The 21,197-nt window shown below is 73.6% G+C and carries 16 protein-coding genes and 1 tRNA gene; 8 read left to right on the forward strand and 9 right to left on the reverse strand.

Features of this window, described 5'->3' with window-relative positions; all coding sequences use genetic code 11:
* The first annotated feature begins 92 nt into the window (after positions 1–92).
* The 4 genes from OG309_RS12865 to OG309_RS12880 all read left to right on the forward strand — a co-directional run bounded on the left by OG309_RS12865 (position 93) and on the right by OG309_RS12880 (position 7,883).
* Complete coding sequence (locus tag OG309_RS12865; RefSeq protein WP_329420671.1) at positions 93–3,410, forward strand: ABC transporter permease; 3,318 nt, start codon at positions 93–95, stop codon at positions 3,408–3,410.
* Positions 3,410–6,244, forward strand: coding sequence for an FtsX-like permease family protein (locus OG309_RS12870; protein WP_329420672.1), 2,835 nt, complete (start codon positions 3,410–3,412; stop codon positions 6,242–6,244). The genes OG309_RS12865 and OG309_RS12870 overlap by 1 nt, the downstream gene beginning before the upstream one ends.
* Positions 6,241–7,188 (forward strand): ABC transporter ATP-binding protein, encoded by a 948-nt coding sequence (locus OG309_RS12875; protein WP_329420674.1) that lies wholly within the window; start codon positions 6,241–6,243, stop codon positions 7,186–7,188. The genes OG309_RS12870 and OG309_RS12875 overlap by 4 nt, the downstream gene beginning before the upstream one ends.
* Positions 7,189–7,259: 71 nt before the next feature.
* A complete protein-coding gene (locus OG309_RS12880) occupies positions 7,260–7,883 on the forward strand; it encodes a hypothetical protein (protein ID WP_329420675.1) in 624 nt (207 codons plus the stop codon).
* Here the strand turns inward: OG309_RS12880 and OG309_RS12885 are convergent.
* From OG309_RS12885 to OG309_RS12920, 8 genes are all read right to left on the reverse strand, one after another.
* Positions 7,855–8,274 carry a GNAT family N-acetyltransferase gene (locus OG309_RS12885; protein WP_329420676.1) on the reverse strand — a complete coding sequence of 140 codons (420 nt, stop codon included), beginning with the start codon at positions 8,272–8,274 and terminating at the stop codon, positions 7,855–7,857. The genes OG309_RS12880 and OG309_RS12885 overlap by 29 nt on opposite strands.
* A complete protein-coding gene (locus OG309_RS12890) occupies positions 8,271–8,951 on the reverse strand; it encodes a hypothetical protein (protein WP_329420677.1) in 681 nt (226 codons plus the stop codon). Before OG309_RS12890 ends, OG309_RS12885 begins: the two co-directional genes overlap by 4 nt.
* Positions 8,948–9,373 (reverse strand): acyl-CoA thioesterase, encoded by a 426-nt coding sequence (locus OG309_RS12895; protein ID WP_329420678.1) that lies wholly within the window; start codon positions 9,371–9,373, stop codon positions 8,948–8,950. Before OG309_RS12895 ends, OG309_RS12890 begins: the two co-directional genes overlap by 4 nt.
* Before the next feature lie 8 nt (positions 9,374–9,381).
* Entirely contained in the window at positions 9,382–11,046 is a 1,665-nt protein-coding gene (ettA, locus tag OG309_RS12900) for an energy-dependent translational throttle protein EttA (protein ID WP_329420680.1), read from the reverse strand.
* Between the two features lie 352 nt (positions 11,047–11,398).
* Positions 11,399–12,823, reverse strand: a complete 1,425-nt coding sequence (locus OG309_RS12905; protein ID WP_329420682.1) for a Cys-Gln thioester bond-forming surface protein — start codon at positions 12,821–12,823, stop codon at positions 11,399–11,401.
* A gap of 248 nt (positions 12,824–13,071) precedes the next feature.
* Entirely contained in the window at positions 13,072–13,584 is a 513-nt protein-coding gene (locus OG309_RS12910) for a single-stranded DNA-binding protein (protein ID WP_329420684.1), read from the reverse strand.
* A 151-nt stretch (positions 13,585–13,735) separates the two neighbouring features.
* Complete coding sequence (locus tag OG309_RS12915; RefSeq protein ID WP_443067560.1) at positions 13,736–15,670, reverse strand: GTPase; 1,935 nt, start codon at positions 15,668–15,670, stop codon at positions 13,736–13,738.
* A 4-nt stretch (positions 15,671–15,674) separates the two neighbouring features.
* The gene (locus tag OG309_RS12920; RefSeq protein ID WP_329420686.1) at positions 15,675–17,345 is read right to left on the reverse strand and encodes a dynamin family protein; all 1,671 of its coding nucleotides are present in this window, start codon (positions 17,343–17,345) and stop codon (positions 15,675–15,677) included.
* 306 nt (positions 17,346–17,651) lie between these two features.
* On the opposite strand from OG309_RS12920, the gene OG309_RS12925 reads away from it, so the two are divergent.
* Positions 17,652–17,724 (forward strand) — tRNA-Arg (locus OG309_RS12925).
* A 250-nt stretch (positions 17,725–17,974) separates the two neighbouring features.
* On the opposite strand, the gene OG309_RS12930 is transcribed toward OG309_RS12925, so the two are convergent.
* The gene (locus OG309_RS12930) at positions 17,975–18,511 is read right to left on the reverse strand and encodes a DUF5994 family protein (protein ID WP_329420687.1); all 537 of its coding nucleotides are present in this window, start codon (positions 18,509–18,511) and stop codon (positions 17,975–17,977) included.
* 246 nt (positions 18,512–18,757) lie between these two features.
* Here OG309_RS12930 and OG309_RS12935 point away from each other — a divergent pair, with 246 nt between their 5' ends.
* The 3 genes from OG309_RS12935 to OG309_RS12945 all read left to right on the forward strand — a co-directional run bounded on the left by OG309_RS12935 (position 18,758) and on the right by OG309_RS12945 (position 21,123).
* Positions 18,758–19,024, forward strand: a complete 267-nt coding sequence (locus OG309_RS12935; protein ID WP_329420688.1) for a hypothetical protein — start codon at positions 18,758–18,760, stop codon at positions 19,022–19,024.
* A gap of 140 nt (positions 19,025–19,164) precedes the next feature.
* A complete protein-coding gene (locus OG309_RS12940) occupies positions 19,165–20,373 on the forward strand; it encodes a PP2C family protein-serine/threonine phosphatase (RefSeq protein WP_329420690.1) in 1,209 nt (402 codons plus the stop codon).
* A gap of 192 nt (positions 20,374–20,565) precedes the next feature.
* Positions 20,566–21,123, forward strand: a complete 558-nt coding sequence (locus OG309_RS12945; RefSeq protein WP_329420691.1) for a DUF5994 family protein — start codon at positions 20,566–20,568, stop codon at positions 21,121–21,123.
* Positions 21,124–21,197: the final 74 nt, after the last annotated feature.

Below are 21,197 nucleotides of genomic sequence, written 5' to 3' on the forward strand. Positions count from 1 at the left end.
TGGCGTCGAAAGCGTTTTCCGGATCGATATCCCTCTGAAAGCATCCTGTGAACGTTCGAAACTGAACGATCACGGTGTTTTCAGGGGGATGGGTGACGGGCTTCGTACTTCTGCGCGTCAGGGCACACCGGCTGCTGCTGGCGGCGGCCCTGCTCGCCGTCCTGTTGACCACCTCGGTCCTGGCCACCCTCGCCGCCTTCTCCGGCTCCATCGGGGACGCCGCCCTGCAGGGCACCCTCCAGGGCCGTTCCGCCCCCGCCGCCGCGCTGATCGTCACCGGCCAGGTCCCGCCCGAGAAGCGGGCCAGCGCCGACGCGGCCGTCCGGGCGGGCGCCCGGGCCACCTTCGACGGGCTCCCCGTCACCGTACGGAAGCTGGAGCGCTCCGGGCCGTACGCCCTGCCCCGCTCCCTCCAGGCCCCCGGCGCCCGCTCCGGCGACCCGGACCTCACCCACTTCGCCGCGATCGACCGCTCCCGGGTCACCCTGGTCAGCGGCGCCTGGCCGAAGACCACCGGCGCCGCCGACGCCGTCGAGGCCGCTCTCCCCGAAGAGGCCGCCAAGATCCTCAAGATCGGCCCCGGCACCGTCCTCGACCTCACCGACCGGCTCGGCGGCAAGCCCCTCAAGGCCCGGATCAGCGGTATTTACCGGCCCGTCGACACCGCTGACCTGTACTGGCAGCTCGACGACGCCGCCGGCCGCGGCGTCAAGACGCTCGTCTTCACCACCTACGGCCCGCTGGTCGCCGACCCCGCCACCCTCGCCTCCGGCCGGCTCAGCACCGGCGGCGCCTCCTGGCTGGCCTCCGCCGACTTCACCGGCCTCACCACCGACCGGATGGCCTCGCTGCGCGCCGCCGCGTCCGTGACCCCCGACAAGCTGGCCGCCGACACCACCCCCTTCGGCACCAACGTCAGCGCCTACACGTCGCTGTCCCAGGTCCTGGAGCAGACCGACCGCGCCCTGCTGGTCTCCCGCTCCACCCTCAGCATCGTCGCCGTCCAGCTCGTGCTGCTCGCCGCCTACGCGCTGCTCCTCGTCGCCCGGCTGCTCAGCACCGAACGCTCCGGCGAGACCGACCTGCTGCGCGCCCGCGGCGGCTCCCGGCGCCGGATCGCCGGGCTCGCCGGCATCGAGGCGCTGCTCCTCGCCGTGCCCGCCGCCATCGCCGCCCCGCTGCTCTCCGGACCGCTCACCCGGCTCTTCGCCGACCGCTCCGCGCTCGACGCGCTCGGCGTCCGGCTCGACGCCACCGCCCCGCCCACCGTGTGGCTGGTCGCCGCCCTCGTCGCCCTGTGCTGCGCCGCCGCCGTCGTGGCGCCCGCGCTCGCCGCCGGCGACGGCGCCGCCGTCTCGCTGCGCAAGGGCCGGGCCGCCACCCTGCCCGGCTCCGTCCGCGCCGGAGCCGACCTCGGCCTGCTGCTCATCGCGGGCGTCGCCTACTGGCAGCTCGACCGGCAGACCGGCGAGGGCACCGGCGGCGCACTCACCGGCGAACGCTCCGGCGGGCTCGGCATCGACCCGCTGCTCGTCGCCGCGCCCGCCCTCGCCCTGCTCGCCGGCACCGTCCTGACGCTGCGGCTGCTGCCGCCCGCCGCCAAGCTGGCCGAACGGCGCGCCGCCGGCGGCCGGGGCCTGCCCTCCGCGCTCGCCGGCTGGCAGCTCAGCCGCCGCCCGCTGCGCGGCGCGGGCCCGGTGCTGCTGCTGGTGCTCGCCGTGGCGATGGGCATGCTGGCGATCGGCCAGAGCGCCTCCTGGGACCGCTCGCAGCACGACCAGGCCGACTTCCGCACCGGCGCGACCGTGCGGGTGCTCGGCGCGGGCCCCGGCGACCCGGCGCAGACCGAGCGGATCGCCGCCGTGCCCGGGGTGCGCGAGGCCGCGTCCGTGCACCGCGGCGGCGCCGACGTCGCCGGACACCTCGCCACCGTGCTCGCCATGGACACCCGGCGGGCCGGCGACGGGATGCTGTTCCGCTCCGACCTCACCGACGCCCCGGCCGCGAACCGGCTCGCCGCCCTCCAGCCCAAGGCGGGCCCCCGGCCCGGCCTCCCGCTGCCCGAGGGCGCCCGCACCCTGCTCGTCGACCTGCGGGACACCGCCCCCGCCGACGCCCCCGCCGCCCAGGTCACCGCCGTCCTGGAGGACCGCTACGGCGTCCCGTACCGGCGGCTGATCGGCAGCCTGCCCGGCGACGGACGCACCCACCGACTCACGCTGCCCCTCGCCGAACTCGGCGACCCCGAGAACTTCGGCCTGGCCGGCCTGGAGATCGGCACCCAGTCCGGGTGGGGCGAGGGCGGCGGTGGGCACCGACTCCTCGTCGAGCGCCTCTCCGTCGGGAACTCCGGCGGCGCCGAGCGGACCCTCGACGGCGGCACCTCCCTGACCGGCTGGGCCGGCGCGTACACGGCCGTGCTCGGCAACGGCCAGACCCAGAGCGTCCCGCTGCGCGGCCTGCCCGCGAAGAACGCCCTGCTCAGCCTCCCGTTCCACGTCGCCGCCGAGAACGAGGGCGAGACCGGCGGCACCAGGTCGTACACCCTCACGCTCACCGCCCCGCGCCCCGCGCCCCCCAGGACCGTCCCGGCGATCGTCACCGACGCCTTCCTCACCGCCGCCAAGGCCAAGCCGGGCGACCGCGTCGCCGTCACCTTCAGCGGCTCCACCCTGAACGTGACGATCGCCGAGGTCGTCCGCGAGCTGCCGACCACCGGCCCCGGCGCCCGGGCGGTCTCCGCGACCGCCCCCGCCGCCACCCCCGAGGACGGCGGCGCGGTCCTGGTGGACCTGTCCACCGCGAACCGGGCGCTGTCCGTCACGCCCACCGCGACCCTGCCGCCCACCGAGTGGTGGCTGACCACCGAACCCGGCCGCACCGCCGAGGTCGCCAAGACCCTCCGGGCGCGCCCCGACGCCGACCCCGCGCTCGTCCTCGTCCGGGACGAGGCCGCCGCCGACCTGCTCGGCGACCCGCTGGGCGCGGGCCCCAACTCGGCCCTGATGGCCGTGGCGGTGGCCGCCGCGACGCTCGCCGCCGTCGGCTTCGCGGTCGGCTCCGCCGGCTCCCTGCGGGAACGCCGGGCCGAGTTCGGGCTGCTGCGGGCGCTCGGCGCGCCCCGCCGCCAGCTGGCCCGGCTGGTCGCCGCCGAACAGGGCCTGCTCGTCGGCATCGGCCTGCTCGTCGGCGCCGCCCTGGGCACCGTCCTCACCCGGGCGGTCGTCCCGCTGATCGTCCTCACCGGCCAGGCGGAGCGGCCCGTGCCCGCGGTCCTCGTCGAACTCCCCGTCGGCCACGTGGCCCTGCTCCTCGCCGGAGTCGCCGCCCTGCCCCTGGCCGTCGTCGCCGCCATCGCCCTGCGCCGCGCCGACCCGGCCGTGACCCTGCGGACCCAGGGGGAGAACTGATGCCCTCCACCGCCCCGACCCGCGAAAAGGCGGACGTCATGCCCCGCAAGCCCGCCCGCGCCGTGGCCCCCTGGGTCCGCACCCGGCTGCGGACCGCCCCGGGCACGGCCCTCGCCTACGGGATGCTCGTGCTGGTGACGGCGTTCCTCGCGGCGGCGTTGCCGCGCGCGGTCGACACGTACGAGACCGAGGGGATGCGGCACGCGGTCGACTCGGCCCCGGCGCACCGCACCGTCGTCAGCCTCACCAACTCCGTGGCCAGCAGCCTGCCCCCGGCGCAGCAGCCCACCGCGTACCGCCCGGACCGGCTGAAGGCCACCCGCGACCAGCTCACCCCTCTGCTCCCCAAGCCGCTCCAGGCCGACCTCGCGAACTCCGCGTACGGCGCGCGCACCACCAAGCGGGTCCAGGGCCTGGACCGCTGGCTGCCGCAGCCCGACGGACTGCTGCCCGAGTTCGTCCTCGACGCGCTCTCCGACGTGCCCGCCCACTCCACCCTGGTGGCCGGGCGCGCGCCCAAGGTGGGGCCGGGCGGCGCGATGGAGGCGGCGGTCACCACGAAGACCGCCAAGGCCATGGGCCTGAAGCCCGGTTCCGTCGTCCACGTGCCGAGCAGCGACGGCGGCAGGACCCCCATCACGGTCACCGGCGTCATCGAGCCGCGCGAGCCCTCCGGCCCGTACTGGAACGTCGACCCGGTCACGCACACCCCGCTCTTCACCGCCCGCAGCGCCCTCGAGGTCAAGTGGTACTGGGTGGCCACCCTGCTGCTGGGCCCCGAGAGCGGGACCGCGCTGCCCCGCACCCTCGGCGAGCCCGAGCAGTACTGGCGCTACGCCCCCTCCGTCGGCCACCTCACCGCCCAGGACAGCGACACCCTGCGCGCCGCGCTCGACTCCGCCGACGCCGGCCCCGACCTCGTCGCGCTGCGGTCGGCCCTCGGCCCGAACGGACAGTTCGACACCGACCTCGACGAGGTCCTCGGCGAGTACGCCGGGATGCGGGACGCCATCGCCGCGGTCGTCGCCGTCGCCGCCGTCGGCGTCGGCGCCGTCGCCGCCGTCGTCCTCGGTATGACCGGCGGCCTGTTCACCGCCCGCCGGCACGCCGAACTCGCCCTGCTGCGCGCCCGCGGCGCCTCCCTGCCCGGCATCGGCCTGCGGCTGCTCGGCGAGACCACCGTCGTCTGCCTGCCCGCCGCCGCGCTCGGCCTGCTGCTCGCCGTGCCCCTCGTCGGCGACGCCGGCGGCGCCCGGATGGGGCCCGCCGTCATCGCCGCCGGGGCCTCCGCCCTGCTCGCCGCCCTCGTGCTGCCGCTGCGCGCGATGTTCCTGCACCGCCGCCCGCTGCTGCACGGCGGACGCGAGGACCTGGTCTCCGCACGGCCCTCCCGCCGCCGCACCATGGCCGAACTCACCCTGCTGGTCCTCGCGGTGGGCGCGGTCACCGCGCTGCGCCGGCGCGGCACCGGCGTCGGCGCCGGCGACTACCTGGTGAGCTGCGCGCCCGTGCTCGTCGGCGTGATCGCCGCCTTCGTCCTTATCCGGATCTACCCGGTGCCGCTGCGCTGGGCCGCCCGGCCCGCCCGCCGGCTGCGCGGCGCCATCGGCTTCCTGTCACTGGCCCGCGCGGGCCGCGCCTCGGCCTCCGGAACCCTCCCGCTGCTCGCCCTGCTGATGGCGCTGACCACGGCCGCGTTCGGCGGCTCCGTCCTCGCCGGCGTCTCCGACGCCCGGGACCGGGCCGCGTACCTGGCGACCGGCGCGGACGCCCGGATCACCCACGACGTGGGCTGGACGCCGCTGCCCGCCGGGCTCGCCGACACGGTACGGGGCTTCCGCGGGGTCCGCGAGGTGTCGCCGGTGCAGATCGAGTACGGCCTGGAGCTGCCGTCCCACCAGGGGACCACCGACAACGCCATGAGCGCCCCGCTGGTCGGCGTCGAGCCCTCCTCGTACGCCCGGCTCGCGGCCCGTACCGACTTCGGCCCCTTCCCCGAGACCCTGCTGAAGACCACCGGCAAGGGCGGCCCCGGCAGCGTCGGCGACACCTCCCGGGTCGTCCCGGCGATCGCCTCCCCGGACGTCGCCGAGCGGCTCGGCGACCGGCCCATCGAGATCCTCGCCGCCGCGGGCCGCTTCCACGTGAAGGTGGTCGCCGTGCGCACGATCACCCCCGCGCTGCCCGACGAGGACTTCCTGATCGTCAACGCGGCCGACCTGGTCAACCGGGCCCCCACCGCGCTGCTCGTCACCGGCGGCGGAGCCGGGGGCGGGGCGCTCGACGGCACGGCGCTGCGCGGCGAGATGACCGCCAAGGGCGGCAAGCTGCACGTGGCGCTGCGCCAGGAGGAGCGGTCCCGGTACGTCGACTCGCCCATGCAGACCGGCGCCGAGAACCTCTACCTCGCCGCCATCGGCGCGGGCGCGGGCTACGCGGTCCTGGCCGTACTGCTGTCGCTGCTCCAGGTCGCCCCCGAGCGCACCACGCTGCTGGCCAGGCTGCGCACCATGGGCCTGACCCGCGGGCAGGCCCGGCGGCTGCTGATCCTGGAGGCCCTCCCGCAGGCGCTGCTCGCCGCGGGCGGCGGTGCCCTGGTGGGCTGGGCGACGGTCCTGCTGCTCGCGCCCGGCGTCGATCTGGCCCGGCTCGCGCTGGCCGACGCCCCGGCGGAGACGCTGGCGCTCGGCGCGACGCTGCGGGCGGACGCCTGGTCGCTCGGACTCCCGGCGGCCGGGGTGGTGCTCCTCGCGGGCGCGGCGGCGACGGTACAGGCCTGGTGGGCCTCGCGCAGGGGCTCGATCAAGGAACTCAGGGCAGGAGACGCACGATGACGACAGCAGCCGAGACCTCTCTGGAAGAGCTGGAGCGGCGGGCGACGGCGCACCGCGACCGTCCCTCGTACGGTCATGACGCGCTGATCGCCTGCGACCGGCTGGTCCGCATCTTCACCACCGACGGGGTGGAGGTGCAGGCCCTCCAGGGCCTCGACCTGCTGGTCAAGGAGGGCGAGCTGATGGCCCTCGTCGGCGCCTCCGGATCCGGCAAGTCGACCCTGATGAACATCCTGGCCGGCCTCGACGTGCCCACCGCGGGCGCCGCGAAGGTCGCCGGCTGCGACCTGCTCGCCATGGACGGCAAGGCCCGGCTGCGCTACCGCCGCGAGGTCGTCGGCTTCGTCTGGCAGCAGACCTCACGCAACCTGCTCCCCTACCTGACGGCCGCCCAGAACGTGGCGCTGCCGATGCAGTTGGCGGGCCGCTCGAAGAAGAAGGCGCAGCGCGCCGAGGAGCTCCTCGCGATGCTCGGCATCACGGAGATCCGCGACCGGCGCCCGAACCAGCTGTCCGGCGGACAGCAGCAGCGCGTCGCCATCGCGGTCGCCCTCGCCAACAACCCCTCGGTCCTCCTCGCCGACGAGCCGACCGGTGAGCTGGACTCGGCCACCGGCGAGCAGGTCTTCGCCGCCTTCCGGCGGGCCAACGAGGAGCTGGGCACCACGATCGTGATCGTCACCCACGACCAGGCGGTCGCCACCGAGGTGCGCCGCACGGTCGCCATCCGCGACGGCCGCACCTCCTCGGAGGTGCTGCGGCGCACGGAGATCGACGCGGAGGGCCAGGAGTCGCTGGTGGCCCGCGAGTACGCGATGCTCGACCGGGCCGGGCGGCTCCAGCTGCCCGCGGAGTACACCGAGGCGCTGGGCATGGAGCACCGGGTGGCGCTGGAGCTGGAGCAGGACCACATCGGGGTGTGGCCGGACGACGCGGACCGCTGACGCGGACCTCTGTCGTCGTGCGGGGAAACCGTCCGGCCGTGGCGCGCGTCCCCCTACGGGGGTGATGACGGATGAGGAAGACCCTGCCGTACCTGGGCGCCGTGCTCGTACCCGTCGGCGCCGGGATCCTGCTGCACCTGTGGGCGGGCTGGAGCATGCACAGCCCGGTCCGCCTCCCGACCGTGCTGGCCCTGCTCGCCGGGCTCGGCCTGGCCGCCGCCGCCCTGTTCGCGCACAACGCCCTCTTCCACGAGGGCGGCACGATCAGCATCGTCGCCGCGCTGCTGCTCCTGGCGGGCCTGGGCTCGGTGTGGGTGGAGGCGCGGGACTCCCGGATCCGCGCCGAGGTCGTCGAGTGCCTGGTGTCGGGGCGGACCACGGTGACCCACCACCCGACCTTCGGCGAGGGCGCCCCCGGCGAGAAGACGCTGTACCACCACCCGCTGAGCTGCCCGGGCGGCTACCCGTCCGATTTCACGGCCGAACGCACGGTCGCGGAGCAGGGGAAGACGGTACGCATCGCCTACGACCCGGCGCACCGGATGGACCCGGTCCTGGAGAGCGACAACGTGGCGCACGGCTCGCTGGTGCTGCCGTCGGTCCTGCTGCTGCTCAGCGCGGCCCTGTCGGCCCTGGCGCTCGCGGCGGAGGACCGGGACGAGCAGGTCAGCCGTCCCCGTCGGCCAGCGCCATGAGTCCGGCGGCGGTGGGCCGGAAGCCGCACTCCTCGTAGAAGCGGGCGAGGTGCGGCTCGAAGTCGACGTGCAGCCAGTGCGCCCCGCGCTCCCGCGCGGCACCGGCGGCGGCCCGCACCAGCGCCACCCCGAGCCCCTTGCGGCGCTCGTCGGGATGGACGGTGGTGTCGAGCACGAAGGCGTGCGCGCCCCCGTCGCCGACGACGTTCACGTACCCGACGAGCCGCCCGTCCCGACGCGCGGTGACGTGCAGCAGCCGCCGGGCGAACACGGGACCGAAGTCGGTGTCCCGGTGGCCGGGCCAGGAGGCGTGGAAGAGCTCGTCGAGCTCCGCGGTGGGGAGGTCGGCGTCGATGGTGAGCTCGGCGTCCCCCGCGACCGCGGAGGTCACCGCGCCCCTCCGCCCGGAGTGACGCTCAGCGACATCGGCACGGTGCGCAGGGCGACCGAGCCGTACGGGGTGCGCAGGCGCAGCCAAGGGCCGGCGGCGAGCAGGGTGACCGGGAGGTCCCGGTCGGGCAGGTCGGGCAGGAAGCCGAGCGACTGGGCCGCGTGGACGGCCCTCAGCGGGAGCCCGGCGGGGGCCAATGTGCGGGACCAGATCTCGCGGCCGATGCGGTCGCGCTCGGCCCGGGTGCGCCGCTCCTCGCCGAGGGCCTCGTCGCGGGAGCGGAACTCGGCGACCGCCGCGGCGACCGCGCCCCGCAGGTCGGCGACGGACGGCACCCCGGCGACCGGCTCCCAGCCGGAGCGGGGCGGCAGGACGCCGGCCCACGGCGGGCCGGTGACGGCGTCGGGGACGACCGCCTTGCCCGCCGTCTCCTCGATGCCTTCGAGGAGTTCGCCCGCGGAGACGGTCACGTCCAGGTCGACGGCGTCGACCAGGCGCGCCGTACGGATCGCGAGCACCTCGAAGGAGGGCGGACGCCCGAAAACGGCGAGCGCGCCGGCGCCGGCCTGGAGGCGGACGGCGGCGGCGCGGTCGAAGTGCAGCAGCCGGCGCAGGAAGGCGGCGAGGCCCGCCGCCTCCCTGGCGTCGGCGAAATGCAGGGGCGCGAGGACGATCATGCGGCGGACGTCATCCCGTCGTCGACGTACTCCTGGAGGAACGAACGCTCCTCCTCGGTGATCCGGCGCGGTCGCTGCGCGGCCAGATCGAAGGGCACGACGACCGTCGAGGCCCGTACGTACGTGACGTCCGGGTCCTTGATCTCGTACGCGATCGTCAGCGACGCCGCGCCTATCTTCGTGACCCAGGACTCGACGGTCACCGGCTCGTGCCGGTGGACCAGCGGGCGTACGTAGTCGATCTCGTGCCGGGCCACGACGGACCCGCCGGAGAAGGACGGGCTCCCGTTCCCCGGCGCCAGCCGGAACATGAAGTCGATCCGCGCCTCTTCCAGGTACCGCAGGAAGACGACGTTGTTGACGTGCCCGAAGGCGTCCATGTCCGACCAGCGCAGGGGGCAGGAGTAGATGTGTCTCGCCATGGCGTCCGTCAGCCCCGGGTGAGCTTCTTGTACGTGGCGCGGTGCGGACGGGTGGCGTCCGGGCCGAGCCGCTCGACCTTGTTCTTCTCGTACGACTCGAAGTTGCCCTCGAACCAGAACCACTTGGAGTCGCCCTCGTAGGCGAGGATGTGCGTGGCCACCCGGTCCAGGAACCACCGGTCGTGGGAGACCACCACGGCGCAGCCGGGGAACTCGAGGAGCGCGTTCTCCAGGCTGCTCAGGGTCTCGACGTCGAGGTCGTTGGTCGGCTCGTCGAGGAGCAGCAGGTTGCCGCCCTGCTTGAGGGTGAGCGCGAGGTTGAGGCGGTTGCGCTCACCGCCGGAGAGCACGCCGGCCGGCTTCTGCTGGTCCGGGCCCTTGAAGCCGAACGCGGAGACGTAGGCGCGGGACGGCATCTCGACCTGGCCGACGTTGATGTAGTCCAGCTCGTCGGAGACGACGGCCCACAGCGTCTTCTTGGGGTCGATGTTGGCGCGGGTCTGGTCGACGTACGAGATCTTGACGGTCTCGCCGACCTTGATCTCGCCGGCGTCCGGCTCCTCGAGGCCCTGGAGCATCTTGAAGAGCGTGGTCTTGCCGGCGCCGTTCGGGCCGATGATGCCGACGATGCCGTTGCGCGGCAGGGTGAAGCTGAGGTCGTCGATCAGGACCTTCTCGCCGAAGGCCTTGGAGAGGTTGTTGACCTCGACGACGATGGAGCCCAGACGCGGGCCCGGCGGGATCTGGATCTCCTCGAAGTCCAGCTTCCGCATCTTGTCGGCCTCGGCGGCCATCTCCTCGTAGCGCGCCAGACGCGCCTTGGACTTGGCCTGACGCCCCTTGGCGTTGGACCGCACCCACTCGAGCTCTTCCTTGAGGCGCTTGGCGCGCTTCTCGTCCTTCTTGCCCTCGACCTTGAGCCGCTCGGACTTCTTGGTGAGGTAGGTCGAGTAGTTGCCCTCGTAGGGGATGGCGCGACCGCGGTCGAGCTCGAGGATCCACTCGGCGACGTTGTCGAGGAAGTACCGGTCGTGGGTGATGGCCACGACGGTGCCCTTGTACTGGGCCAGGTGCTGCTCCAGCCAGTTCACGGACTCGGCGTCGAGGTGGTTGGTGGGCTCGTCGAGGAGCAGCAGGTCGGGCGCCTCGAGCAGCAGCTTGCAGAGGGCGACGCGGCGCTTCTCACCACCGGAGAGGTTGTTGACCGGCCAGTCGGCGGGCGGGCAGCCCAGCGCGTCCATGGCCTGCTCCAGCTGGGCGTCCAGGTCCCACGCGTTGGCGTGGTCCAGGTCCTCCTGGAGCTTGCCCATCTCCTCCAGCAGCGCGTCGGAGTAGTCGGTCGCCATCAGCTCGGCGATCTCGTTGAACCGGTTGAGCTTGCCCTTGATCTCGGCGACGCCGTCCTCGACGTTCTCCAGGACCGTCTTGGACTCGTCCAGCTTCGGCTCCTGCATGAGGATGCCGACGGAGTAGCCGGGGGCCAGGAACGCGTCACCGTTGGAGGGCTGCTCCAGGCCGGCCATGATCTTCAGCACGGTGGACTTACCGGCACCGTTCGGGCCGACCACACCGATCTTCGCACCGGGCAGGAAGCTCAGCGTCACGTCATCGAGGATGACCTTGTCGCCGTGCGCCTTGCGCGTCTTGCGCATGGTGTAGATGTACTCAGCCAAGAGAAACCGTCCGGCAAGGAGTGAGTGGGCAGATACACCCCATCTTGCCTGACCGCCACCCTCTGACGGAAACCCGTTCCGCCGCAGGCCCGTGACCTGCCCCTTCGGACCGCCCCCCGCACGACCGCTCCGTCACCGTCCGTCGCCGACGGTCACCGGCAGGCGCCCCGACCGCTCGGAAATCGCCCGCTCCCGCCGGCGGCTCGACACCCCGCCCGGGTCACCCGGGAGCGGTCCGACGCGGCGGACGCAGAGGCCGACGGCGACGGCGGCCCCGGGCAACGGGACGGCCCCGCCGCGCGGTGCGCGGCGGGGCCGTCCGTCAGGTCACCCGTCGGGCGACCGTCGTGTCTTACTGACCGGCGGTCTTCTTCTTACGGAGGAAGAACACCGCGCCGCCGCCGACCACGACGAGCGCGGCGGCAACGCCGGCGATCATCGGGGTGGCGCTGGAGCCACCGGTCTCGGCGAGGTCGCCACCACCGGTGGTGGCGCCGGTGGTGCCGGTGCCGCCGGTGGCCGGGGTCTCGGACGGAGACGGGGTGCCGGAGGGGGTCTCAGAGGGCTTCGGGCCGGGGGTGGCCGTCTTGCAGTCGAGGACGCCCTCGATGACCTTCTTGAAGTCGTTCGGGCCCGTGATGGTGAAGTTGTACGTCTCGTCCTCGGCGACCGGGACGGTGATCGTCTCGGAGGCGCCGGGGGCGATCTTGTGGCTCTGGCCCTTCAGGTCGAAGGTCCAGTCCTCGTCACCCTTGTTGGAGACGGTGATGTCCACGCCGCCCTTGGCGCAGTTCTCCTTGAAGTCGACGGCCGGGACAGCACCCTGCTTGGCCCAGGTCGCGTCGATCTGAGCGGTGACGGTGGAGTCGCTGCTGCCCGCGAGGATCAGCGTCTGCTGACGCTTCTCGGTGGTGCTGGCGAACACGCGGCCGATGGAGACCTTGGTGGTGGACTGCAGGCTGACCTTGGCGGAACCGTCACCGGCACCGGCCGGCACGTCGACGTACAGCTCGTCGCCGTCGCTGACGGAGGTGATGGTCTTGCCCGCCTTGTCGACCACCTTGACGCCCTGGGGCGCGTCGGCGGACAGGGAGACCTTGGTGACGCCCGCGGCCGCGTTGGTGCTGACCTTCACGGGGCCGAGGCGGCTGCCGGACTTACCCGCGACGGAGGTCGGCGAGACGCTGAGGGAAGCCTTCGGCTCCTCCTGGTTCGGCGCCTTGTCGGCCTCGGCGACGAGGTACTTCGTCAGCGCGTTGGCGTCGGCGTCCTTGGGAGCCGTCTCGACGTTGTCCGAGAAGTGCCAGATCGCCGCCTGAGTGGCCGCCGCCGCGTCGTCCTTGGTCAGGCTCTTGGTGTCGGCCTTGTCGGCCAGCGCGACGAGGTCGTTCACCTCGGGGTACGAGTGCTGCAGGATCCAGCGGATCTTGCCGGCGTTCTTGTTGTTGTGGAGGGTCGACTCGTCCCAGCCGACCTCCTTGTAGGACGTGCCCGACTTGGTCTTGGTGAACAGGTCGATGCAGTAGGCCTTGAGCGAGCCGCCGCCCTTGACGTCGAGGTTGAACAGACCACCGTTGTAGGTCTCGGTCTTGTCCCCGACCTTGACGTCGATGCTGCCGCCGTCGACGACGGTGCCCAGCGTCGCCGCCGCGCCACCCGTGCTGATCTCTTCGGCCATCGCCGGACCGGCGATCGCTATGGTCCCGGCCGCGACGAGGCCGGAGACCAGAGTCGCGGCGGCAAGGCGGGCAACGCCGCGCCTCTGTACAGAAAACATGGATTTCCCCTCCGGGCAGGCGGCTCCGCGTCATCGATCGATACGCGTGGGGGGAGCACCTGCCAGCACACTCACTGACCCACTGAAAGCAAGCGCCTCATGAGTACTCGGAAATCCTAGGTAAGCGGAACCCCCCCGTGTCCACCCGTGCCATCTGATAACCATACCGACTCGAAATCGTTATCAGGGCCGGGAAGTTGACAGGGAAACCGCTGGTCACGGTATCGACATATCCCCACAACACAAGGTCAGGACGCCGTGACAAGATCGGCTGAAACCCCCTCAACCACGGCCTCCATGGAGGGCTCCAGCACCGGATCCACCGCCGGCTCCGGGGTCTGCCACAGGTCGGCCGGAGGTGACTGCGGAACCTTTGCTTCCGCTAGTGGGAGGTCAGGATTCTGGCGGGCCGTCCGGCGAAACGCCGCCGTGCCGCGGGTCAGATCGTGGCCCACGGCCACCGCGTCGATGTCCACGAAGGTCTTCCGGTGCCCGTCGCGCTCCTCCTCACGGACCTTCAGCCGGCCGTGTACCACCAGCGGTTCGCCCACCGAGACGGAGGCCGCCACGTTCATCCCCAAGGAGCGCCACGCGGAGACCGAATAGAAGCTGGTCGGACCGTCCGCCCAGAGCCCCCGCTCACGGTCCCAGCGACGGGCCGTCACCGCGAAGCGGAACCTGGCCACCCCGCCCGTCACCGTCTCCCGGTACTCCACGTTGGTCGCCACGTTGCCGACCAGCGTCACCGTCGTCTCGTTCATGTCCGTACCCCTCCCCCTTGCCGTTCGGCCGTGCCTCGGCCACGGAATCCATGCTGGCTCCCGGCGGCGAAATCCGCTGAAGCCTGTGGATAGGGGGAGGGTTGGGGACAACTCCGTCACTCGTGCGGGGGTGGCGGTCCGGGTCAGGGCGCTACCGCGCCCTCGCCACCCCCGCCTTCCTCGTCGGCCCCAGCCTCGTCGCCCCGATCCGCGTCCCGCCGATCCGGGCCGCCATCCGCGTCGCGCCCGACGCCGTGACGTACTGCTCGCGCACCTCCCGGTACCGCATCAGCTCCGCCGCGACGGGGTCGAGGACCCGGGCCCTGCCGCACGCGGCAGCCGCCTCGCGCAGGCGGCGTTCGGCGTCCTGGCCGTAGCGCCGGGCCGGGCCCCGTACCGCCGCCGCGCAGGCCCACTCGACCAGCGGGCCGCCGACGATCCCGGCGATCATGATCAGTACGGGCGGCCACAGCAACGGCTCCACCACGCCCACGATCTGGGCCACCAGCCACAGCGCGCCGAAGATCTGCAGGAACGTCATCACCACCTGCGCGAAGACCGCGGCCGGCCACCACGCGGGCCGCGGCGGCCGGGCCGCCGGGTCGCCCAGGGACACGGTCAGTTCGTCCAGCGCCTCCGGCAGTCCGCAGGCGCCCCGCAGCGCCGCCTCGCGCACGGCGTGCGCCCACGGTCCGGGCAGTCCGCGCGAGGCCTCGTCGGAGACGATCCGCACCGCCTGCTCCACCCGCTGGCGGGCGGTCAGCTCGTCCTCGACCGGGTTCTCCAGGCGGGGATCGGTACTGCCGTGCGCGCGGACCCGCTCGTACCAGCGGTACAGCCGCAGCCACGGCGTGCCGCAGGCGCGGATGGCGCCGCGCCGCCAGACGCGTTCGGCGGCCTCGCCCGCTGCCTGGGCGCCGACGGCGAGCGCGAGGCGGTCGGCGAACTCCTCCCGGGCCCGCTCCCCCAGACCGGGCCGGCCGTCCGCCACGTACACCGGCCGCAGCCGGGACGCCGCGGCGTCCACGTCGGCGGACAGGCGCCGTTCGGGCGCGGTGCGGTCCTGCACGAACCGTCCGAGGAGCTCGCGCAGTTCCGGCACGCCGTCCCCGGTGAGGGCGGACAGGGCGAGGACGGTCGCGCCGGGCTCGCCGTGCTCCCCGAGGGCCATGCCGTCCTCGTCGAGGAGGCGGCGCAGGTCGTCGAGGACGAGGTCGGCGGCCTCCGTGCCGAGCCGGTCGGTCTGGTTGAGGACCACGAAGGTGATCTCGGCGTGCCCGGCGAGCGGCCGCAGATAGCGCTCGTGCAGGGCGGCGTCCGCGTACTTCTCGGGGTCCACCACCCAGATCACCGCGTCCACCAGCCCGAGCAGCCGGTCGACCTGGTCGCGGTGGGCGGTGACGGCCGAGTCGTGGTCGGGCAGGTCGATGAGGACGAGGCCCTGGAGTTCGGCGTCGGCCGCGCCGCCCGCGAGCGGCCTGCGGCGCAGCCGCCCGGGGATGCCGAGCCGGTCGAGCAGGCCCGCGGAGCCCTCCGACCAGCTGAGGGCGATGGGCGCGGACGTGGTGGGGCGGCGCAGTCCGGTGTCGGACACGGGCACGCCTGCGAGCGCGTTGAAGAGGGTGGACTTGCCGCTGCCGGTGGCCCCGGCGATGGCGACGACGGTGTGGCGCGCGGAGAGCCGCTGCCGCGCGGCGGCCTCGTCGAGCACCCGGCCCGCCTCGGCGAGGGCGTCGTTCTCGACCCGGGTGCGGGAGAGGCCGACGAGTTCGTGGAGGGCGTCGAGCCGGGTGCGCAGGGCTCCGCCGTAGACCCCGCCGAGCACCGGGAGCCCGTCCGCGTCGTCGTCGCCGTCCCGCACCGCGCCGACGCCCTCCGCCCCCTTGGGAGCGGCCCGTTCGGCGGCCCGGCGCGCGATGAGCCCGTCGTCCCAGCGCGAGCCGCCGGGTCCGCGCCCGTCTCCGCGCTCCTGATCGGCACCGCGGGGCCCGTCGCTCCCAGGGGAGCCTCCGTTCCCGCCGCCCGCGCCCCGGTCCCCCGCCCCGTCGTCCACTCCACTTCCGGTGTCGCTCCCTGCGTCACTCACTGCGTCACTTCTCCTTCTGCAGTACGGAGAGCGCGGCGATCAGCTCGGCCTGCGGCTCGGGGGTCACGTCGAGGGCTTCGAGGGGGGCGAGGCGCCGGTCGCGTTCGGTGTGCAGGGCGCGGTCGAGGTACGTGCGGAGCAGTTCGCCGCCCTTGTCGCGGAGGAGCAGGGCGCCCTGGGCACCGAGGAGTTCGGCGAGGCGGTCGCCCGCGGCGCGGGTGCGGCGGCCGCCGAGGAGGACGGCGGCGAGGAGGGCGGTGAGGGTCTCGTTGTCGGGCGCGGAGGAGGAGGCGCCGCGGCCCCGGCCGGAGGTCCGTCCGGAGCCGCGTCCGGAGCCCCGGGTGGTGGCGGGGCGTTCCATCCCGCGCACCTCCTCCTCGACCGTCTCCTCCAGGACGCGCCGCCAGCGCCGTACGGTCATGGCGATCCGCTCGCCGGCGTCCTTGCCGGGGCCGGTCCGGTCGCCGGGGGCGAGCGCGCCGGCGGCGGGTTCGCGGTGCCAGGCGTCCCGTACCCGCTCGTCGGCGGCGGCGACGGCGCACTGGACGAGCGCGGCGAGGGACTCGACGAGGGCGTCGAGGAGCTCTTCGGCCGTGGTGTCGCGGGGGTAGCCGCGCCAGCGGGTGCGGGCGTCCCCGGCCAGGACGGCACCACGGCGCACCTGTTCGCGGACCCGCTTCCCCTGTTCCCCGTACGCGCCTTCGACGGCTCCGCCGAGGCGTACGGCCGCCGCGTACTGGGCGGCGACGGCGCCCGCGAGTTCGGGCATGCGGGTGTCGAGGGAGTCGATGACGCCGGCGGCGGTACGGCCCACCGCCTGCTGGCGGGCGGCCGGGTCCTGGGCACAGTGGGCGAGCCAGCCGCGCAGCGGCGCGACCGCGGTGTCGGGGAGCAGTCCGCTGCCGCCGCCCGTGGACTCGGGGAGCTCGGGGATGGTGAACCGGGGCAGGTGGCCGAGCCCGGCCTTGTCGAGGAGGGCCTCGTACTGGCGGGAGACCTCGCCGATGACCTGGTGGGGGACGCGGTCGAGGACGGTGACGAGGGTGGCGTCGTACTCCTTCGCCGTACGGAGCAGGTGCCAGGGGACGGCGTCGGCGTAGCGGGAGGCGGTGGTGACCATGACCCAGATGTCGGCGGCGCAGATCAACTCGGCGGCGAGGAGCCGGTTCTCCACGACGAGGGAGTCGATGTCGGGGGCGTCGAGGAGGGCGAGGCCGCGGGGCAGGGTGGCGGCGGTCTCGACGCGGAGGGAGTTCTCCTCCTCGGGTTCCTCGCGCTCCTCGATGGGGCGTTCCTCGTCCTGCTGGGGCAGCCAGACGCGGGTGAGCTGGGGCAGTACGCGCATCCCGGCGAACCAGTGGTGGTCCTCGGGGTGGCAGACCAGTACGGGGGTGCGGGTGGTCGGCCGCAGCACCCCGGCCTCGCTGACGCGGCGCCCCACCAGCGAGTTGACGAGCGTGGACTTGCCGGCCCCGGTGGACCCGCCGACGACGGCGAGCAGCGGGGCGTCGGGATCTCTGAGACGGGGCACCAGATAGTCGTCGAGCTGGGCGAGCAGTTCGGCGCGGGTCTGGCGGGCCCGGGGGGCGCCCGGGAGCGGGAGGGGAAGGCGCACGGCGGCGACACGGTCGCGCAGGGCGGAGAGTGCGTCGATCAGCTGAGGCCGTTCGTCCAAGGTCACCACATGTGAAGAATGCCCAATTTTGGAGGCTTTTTGAAGCGTATTGGGGCCCTACGCGCCGACCGAACGGATGTAGCCGGGAGACCTCAGGCATAACGAGTGCACAACACCCGGCCCGAGTGGCGCGAAAAGCGCTGCGCGAATCGCACCTGCCTGCGATTATCGGACCGCTTCACCGAACCTCCACATCGTGGCACGCAGGTGAAGCAACCGGGCCAGGGGGATCGGAGCCCTATCCTTGTCCCGTCAGGCCACACCCGCCCCACCCGCGGACCCCGGCCCACCACCGGGCCGCCGTCGGCCCCCGTAGCTCAGCGGATAGAGCAGGTGCCTTCTAAGCACTTGGCCGCAGGTTCGAGTCCTGCCGGGGGCGCATGGTTCAAGACCCTCCTTCGGGAGGGTCTTTTTGCCTGTCAGGGGCGGTTTCGGCCTACCGCGAGGGGATCAGGAAGGGGCGCCCCAGTGGCTGGATCCGTCCGGCTGGATCCGTCCGGCTGAAGCCGGTCGGAGGCGGCCCTGGTCTTCCCGAAGACTCCCGAAGCTTCAGGGCCGCCCGCAGCCCTGCCCCACTCCGGTCCGCGTGCAGACGTCATGCTCGGCCTCGACGTGAACGAAGCCCCAGGTCAGCGACCTGGAGCTTCGTCGGTCTCCAGGGTGGTACCGGCCGACGGGGCCGCGGGGTGGGGGAGTTCGGCGAGGAGGATCTCGGCGGCCTGGGTGACGTTGTCGGCGTGGACGGCGCGGGCCATGGCCGTGCGGGCGGCCTCGGACGCCGTGTCCGGCGGGACGACCATGAGGGAGAAGTGGTCGTTGTCGCCGCGGGTGATCAGGACGGTGTCGTCACCGACGGGGAAGGAGTCGAGGTGCACGACCCGGTCGTCGACGATGAGGCGGGCCGGGATGCCGTTCCAGGCGGAGGCGTCCAGGCCGACCCGGGTGACGGGCCCGAGGTGCTCGGTCAGGGCGGTGATCAGCGGCGGGATCTCCCGCTCGACGTCACGCGAGCGCGGCCACCACGCGCCGTCGAGGACGCTCTGCCGGGATCCTGTCGTCTCCAGCCGGAGCAGTGCGGCGCCCGGTCCGATGGCCCGGTGGACCTCGTCCGGCAGGAGGCGCGGAGGCGCGGGGACGCGGTGGGAGGTGGAGCCTGCATCGCTCATGATCGATCTGCCCATCCACGGGGTGCTTCCGCTGCCGTCCCCTCGGTGGCGCGGCGGGTCCGAGCCGACGGGCGGGACGACGGCCCCGTTCTTTCACCGTACTCCGGGTGGGCGCGGGTACGCGCCGCTCCCCGCTGTGGAGCCGCCCGGCACCGGGCTCGTCGGACGTACGGTGGACCCACCGGGGGCGCGCCCCCTCGGTCCACCCGCAGAAGCGTCCCCCGGTGCGGAGAGGGCGGTGCCGCCTTGGACCGCAACGAACCGGAAGCCCTGCGGCCACCGGGATACGCGGAGGTCAGCATCGTGGCCGCCTCCCCGGACGCCGCCCGTATGGTGGCCGGCATCCTCCGCCACAGCTTCGTCGGCGGTGAGCAGCGCAGCTACCCCACTCCGAGCGGCGGCACCCGCCTCCACCTCACCGTCGACACCGCGCACCCCGCGGAACCGGCCCGGTCCCGGCTGGCCACCAGCAGGCCCGCGAGCGGCACCGGGCCCCATGCCGAGGAATCCTGACCGGCTCTTCCCCCGGGCGGGCACGCGTGGCGGCTCCCGCTGCCGGGGAGCATCCTGGAAGCCGCACCGCTATGCCCCGGACCGGGCACACGCCGGCACCGGACCAGGCCGTCGGCCGGCCGACCGCTTGGAGGCTCCGGATGACCGTCGGACGCCATGAGGGCTCCCAGGGAGACGACCGCTCGGAGAGCTTCGGGGAGACGCTGCTGGGCGGGCTCCTGGACCACGCCCACGCGCTGCCGCCCGATGGGGTCGGACCCTTCGTCGCGGGTACGGTGGCCCGGATCGGGGGCCGGGACGTGCAGATCCTGCTCCAGGACTACGGGCAGCAGAAGCTGGTCCCCCTCACCGGGGAAGGGCTGAAGGACGGCGAGCCCCTGCCCATCGACGATTCGGAGGCCGGCCGGTGCTTCCTCACCGCCCGGTCGGTCGAGGTCGTGTCGACCGACGGGACGCGGCTCCACGTACCGTTGCTGGACGGCGGAGACCAGGCAGGCGTCCTGGCCGTCACCCTGGACACGGTCGACGACGACGACCGCCGCCTCCTGCACAGGATCGCCGGCGTGCTCGCCGGCGTGCTGCAGACCAAGAACGGCTGCACCGACCTCTTCTTCCGCACCCGCCGCGGCGAAGCGATGAGCGTCGCCGCCGAGATCCAGTGGTCGCTGCTGCCGCCGCTCGCCATGTCGATGCCCCGCGTCGCCGTCGCCGGGGTCTTGGAACCCGCCTACGACGTGGCCGGCGACAGCTTCGACTACGCCCTGAACGGGGACGTCCTCCACCTGGCCATGATCGACGCCATGGGCCACGGTCTGGACGCGGCGACCATGGCGACCGTCGCCATCGGCGCGTACCGGCACGCCCGCCGGACCAGCGTCGAGCTCTCCGAGATCTACCTCTTCATGGACCGGGCCATCGCCGAACAGTTCGCCCCCGACCATTTCGTCACCGCACAGATGCTGCGGCTCGACACCGACACCGGCCGCCTCCAGTGGGTCAACGCCGGCCACCCCGCCCCCATGCTGATCCGCGACCACCGCGTCGTACGCCGCCTGAACAGCCCCACCACCCTCCCCGTCGGATTCGGCGGAGACCAGCCGCAGATCAGCGAGGTGGCGCTCGCGCCCGGGGACCGGATCCTCTGCTTCACCGACGGCCTGGTCGAGGAACACGAAAGCGGGCAGGAGGAGTTCGGCGAGGGGCAGCTGATCGACTGGGTCCACCGACTGGACCAGGCCGACCGGAACGTACGGGCCGTGGCACGCGACCTGTCCCACACGCTCAGACGGGCCCGCGGCGAGACCACCACCGACGACGCGACCCTCATCCTCGTCGAGTGGCGCGGATGACGGCGCCTGTGCACGTCCGGCGGCACGGCCCACCGGAAGAACCGGCCCCGCCCGCCGCCCCTGTCCGGCCCCGGCGCGGAGTACGTTGGAGGGACCGGGAGCACCTCGTACACCCGCCCTCACGCGGACGTCGTTCCCGGCGCTCAATAGGCCGGGGCGCCCGCAGGCGCCCCGGGGACAGGTCACGGTCTCATGACCAGCCCCGCCGCTCCCACCCGCCAGGCACGCCTGGCGCTGACACCGCACACCTCCCTGGCCGGCCTGCTGGACGGCGCCTGGTGGCCGTACTCACGCGACCTCTCCGCTGAACTGCCCTCTCTGGTGGACACGTTGGAGGAACACTGCGGACGCATCACGCGCCTCACGGCGAACCCCGCCTCCTGGCCCGTCGTCCCGCGCGCGGTCCCCGTCCATGGGCACACCGTGCACGTCGGCTGGTTCACCGAACAGGACAGCGACACGATGATCCTGCTCTCGTCGTACAACCTCCACCGCTGCGACCTGCTGGTGATTCCCCCCGAGACCGAACCCACCTCCGCCACCCGCCTGATGGCCGCCGCGTCCACCCCTGGCAACCTGCACACCGCAGGCATCCTCATGTCCGACGAGGACGCGCCCGACCGCCACCTGCGGGAGGCCCGAGCCGGCGAGGACGCTTCGAAGACGGAAGGCGGGGCCGACGTACGCCCCCACTTCCGCCCCGTCGTCGGAGCACGCATGATCCCCTTGCCGCGGAACATGCGGAGGTGACGTCGGCCCCAAGTGCCGTCCCCGGCGCGTCGGGGTTGAGGAGCGCTATGAGTCCGGTGGAGGCCCGCCGGGCC

The sequence above is a fragment of the Streptomyces sp. NBC_01268 genome (assembly GCF_036240795.1).
In the GTDB taxonomy this organism is placed as follows: Bacteria; Actinomycetota; Actinomycetes; order Streptomycetales; family Streptomycetaceae; genus Streptomyces.

What these genes read in the sequence shown, in the direction of transcription:
- OG309_RS12870 (WP_329420672.1), top strand. Translation starts at nt 3,410, where the DNA reads ATGCCCTCCACCGCCCCGACCCGCGAAAAGGCGGACGTCATGCCCCGC.
- OG309_RS12890 (WP_329420677.1), bottom strand. Translation starts at nt 8,951, where the DNA reads ATGATCGTCCTCGCGCCCCTGCATTTCGCCGACGCCAGGGAGGCGGCG.
- OG309_RS12910 (WP_329420684.1), bottom strand. Translation starts at nt 13,584, where the DNA reads ATGAACGAGACGACGGTGACGCTGGTCGGCAACGTGGCGACCAACGTG.
- OG309_RS12945 (WP_329420691.1), top strand. Translation starts at nt 20,566, where the DNA reads ATGACCAGCCCCGCCGCTCCCACCCGCCAGGCACGCCTGGCGCTGACA.
- OG309_RS12895 (WP_329420678.1), bottom strand. Translation starts at nt 9,373, where the DNA reads ATGGCGAGACACATCTACTCCTGCCCCCTGCGCTGGTCGGACATGGAC.
- OG309_RS12940 (WP_329420690.1), top strand. Translation starts at nt 19,165, where the DNA reads ATGACCGTCGGACGCCATGAGGGCTCCCAGGGAGACGACCGCTCGGAG.
- OG309_RS12930 (WP_329420687.1), bottom strand. Translation starts at nt 18,511, where the DNA reads ATGAGCGATGCAGGCTCCACCTCCCACCGCGTCCCCGCGCCTCCGCGC.
- OG309_RS12880 (WP_329420675.1), top strand. Translation starts at nt 7,260, where the DNA reads ATGAGGAAGACCCTGCCGTACCTGGGCGCCGTGCTCGTACCCGTCGGC.
- OG309_RS12905 (WP_329420682.1), bottom strand. Translation starts at nt 12,823, where the DNA reads ATGTTTTCTGTACAGAGGCGCGGCGTTGCCCGCCTTGCCGCCGCGACT.
- OG309_RS12875 (WP_329420674.1), top strand. Translation starts at nt 6,241, where the DNA reads ATGACGACAGCAGCCGAGACCTCTCTGGAAGAGCTGGAGCGGCGGGCG.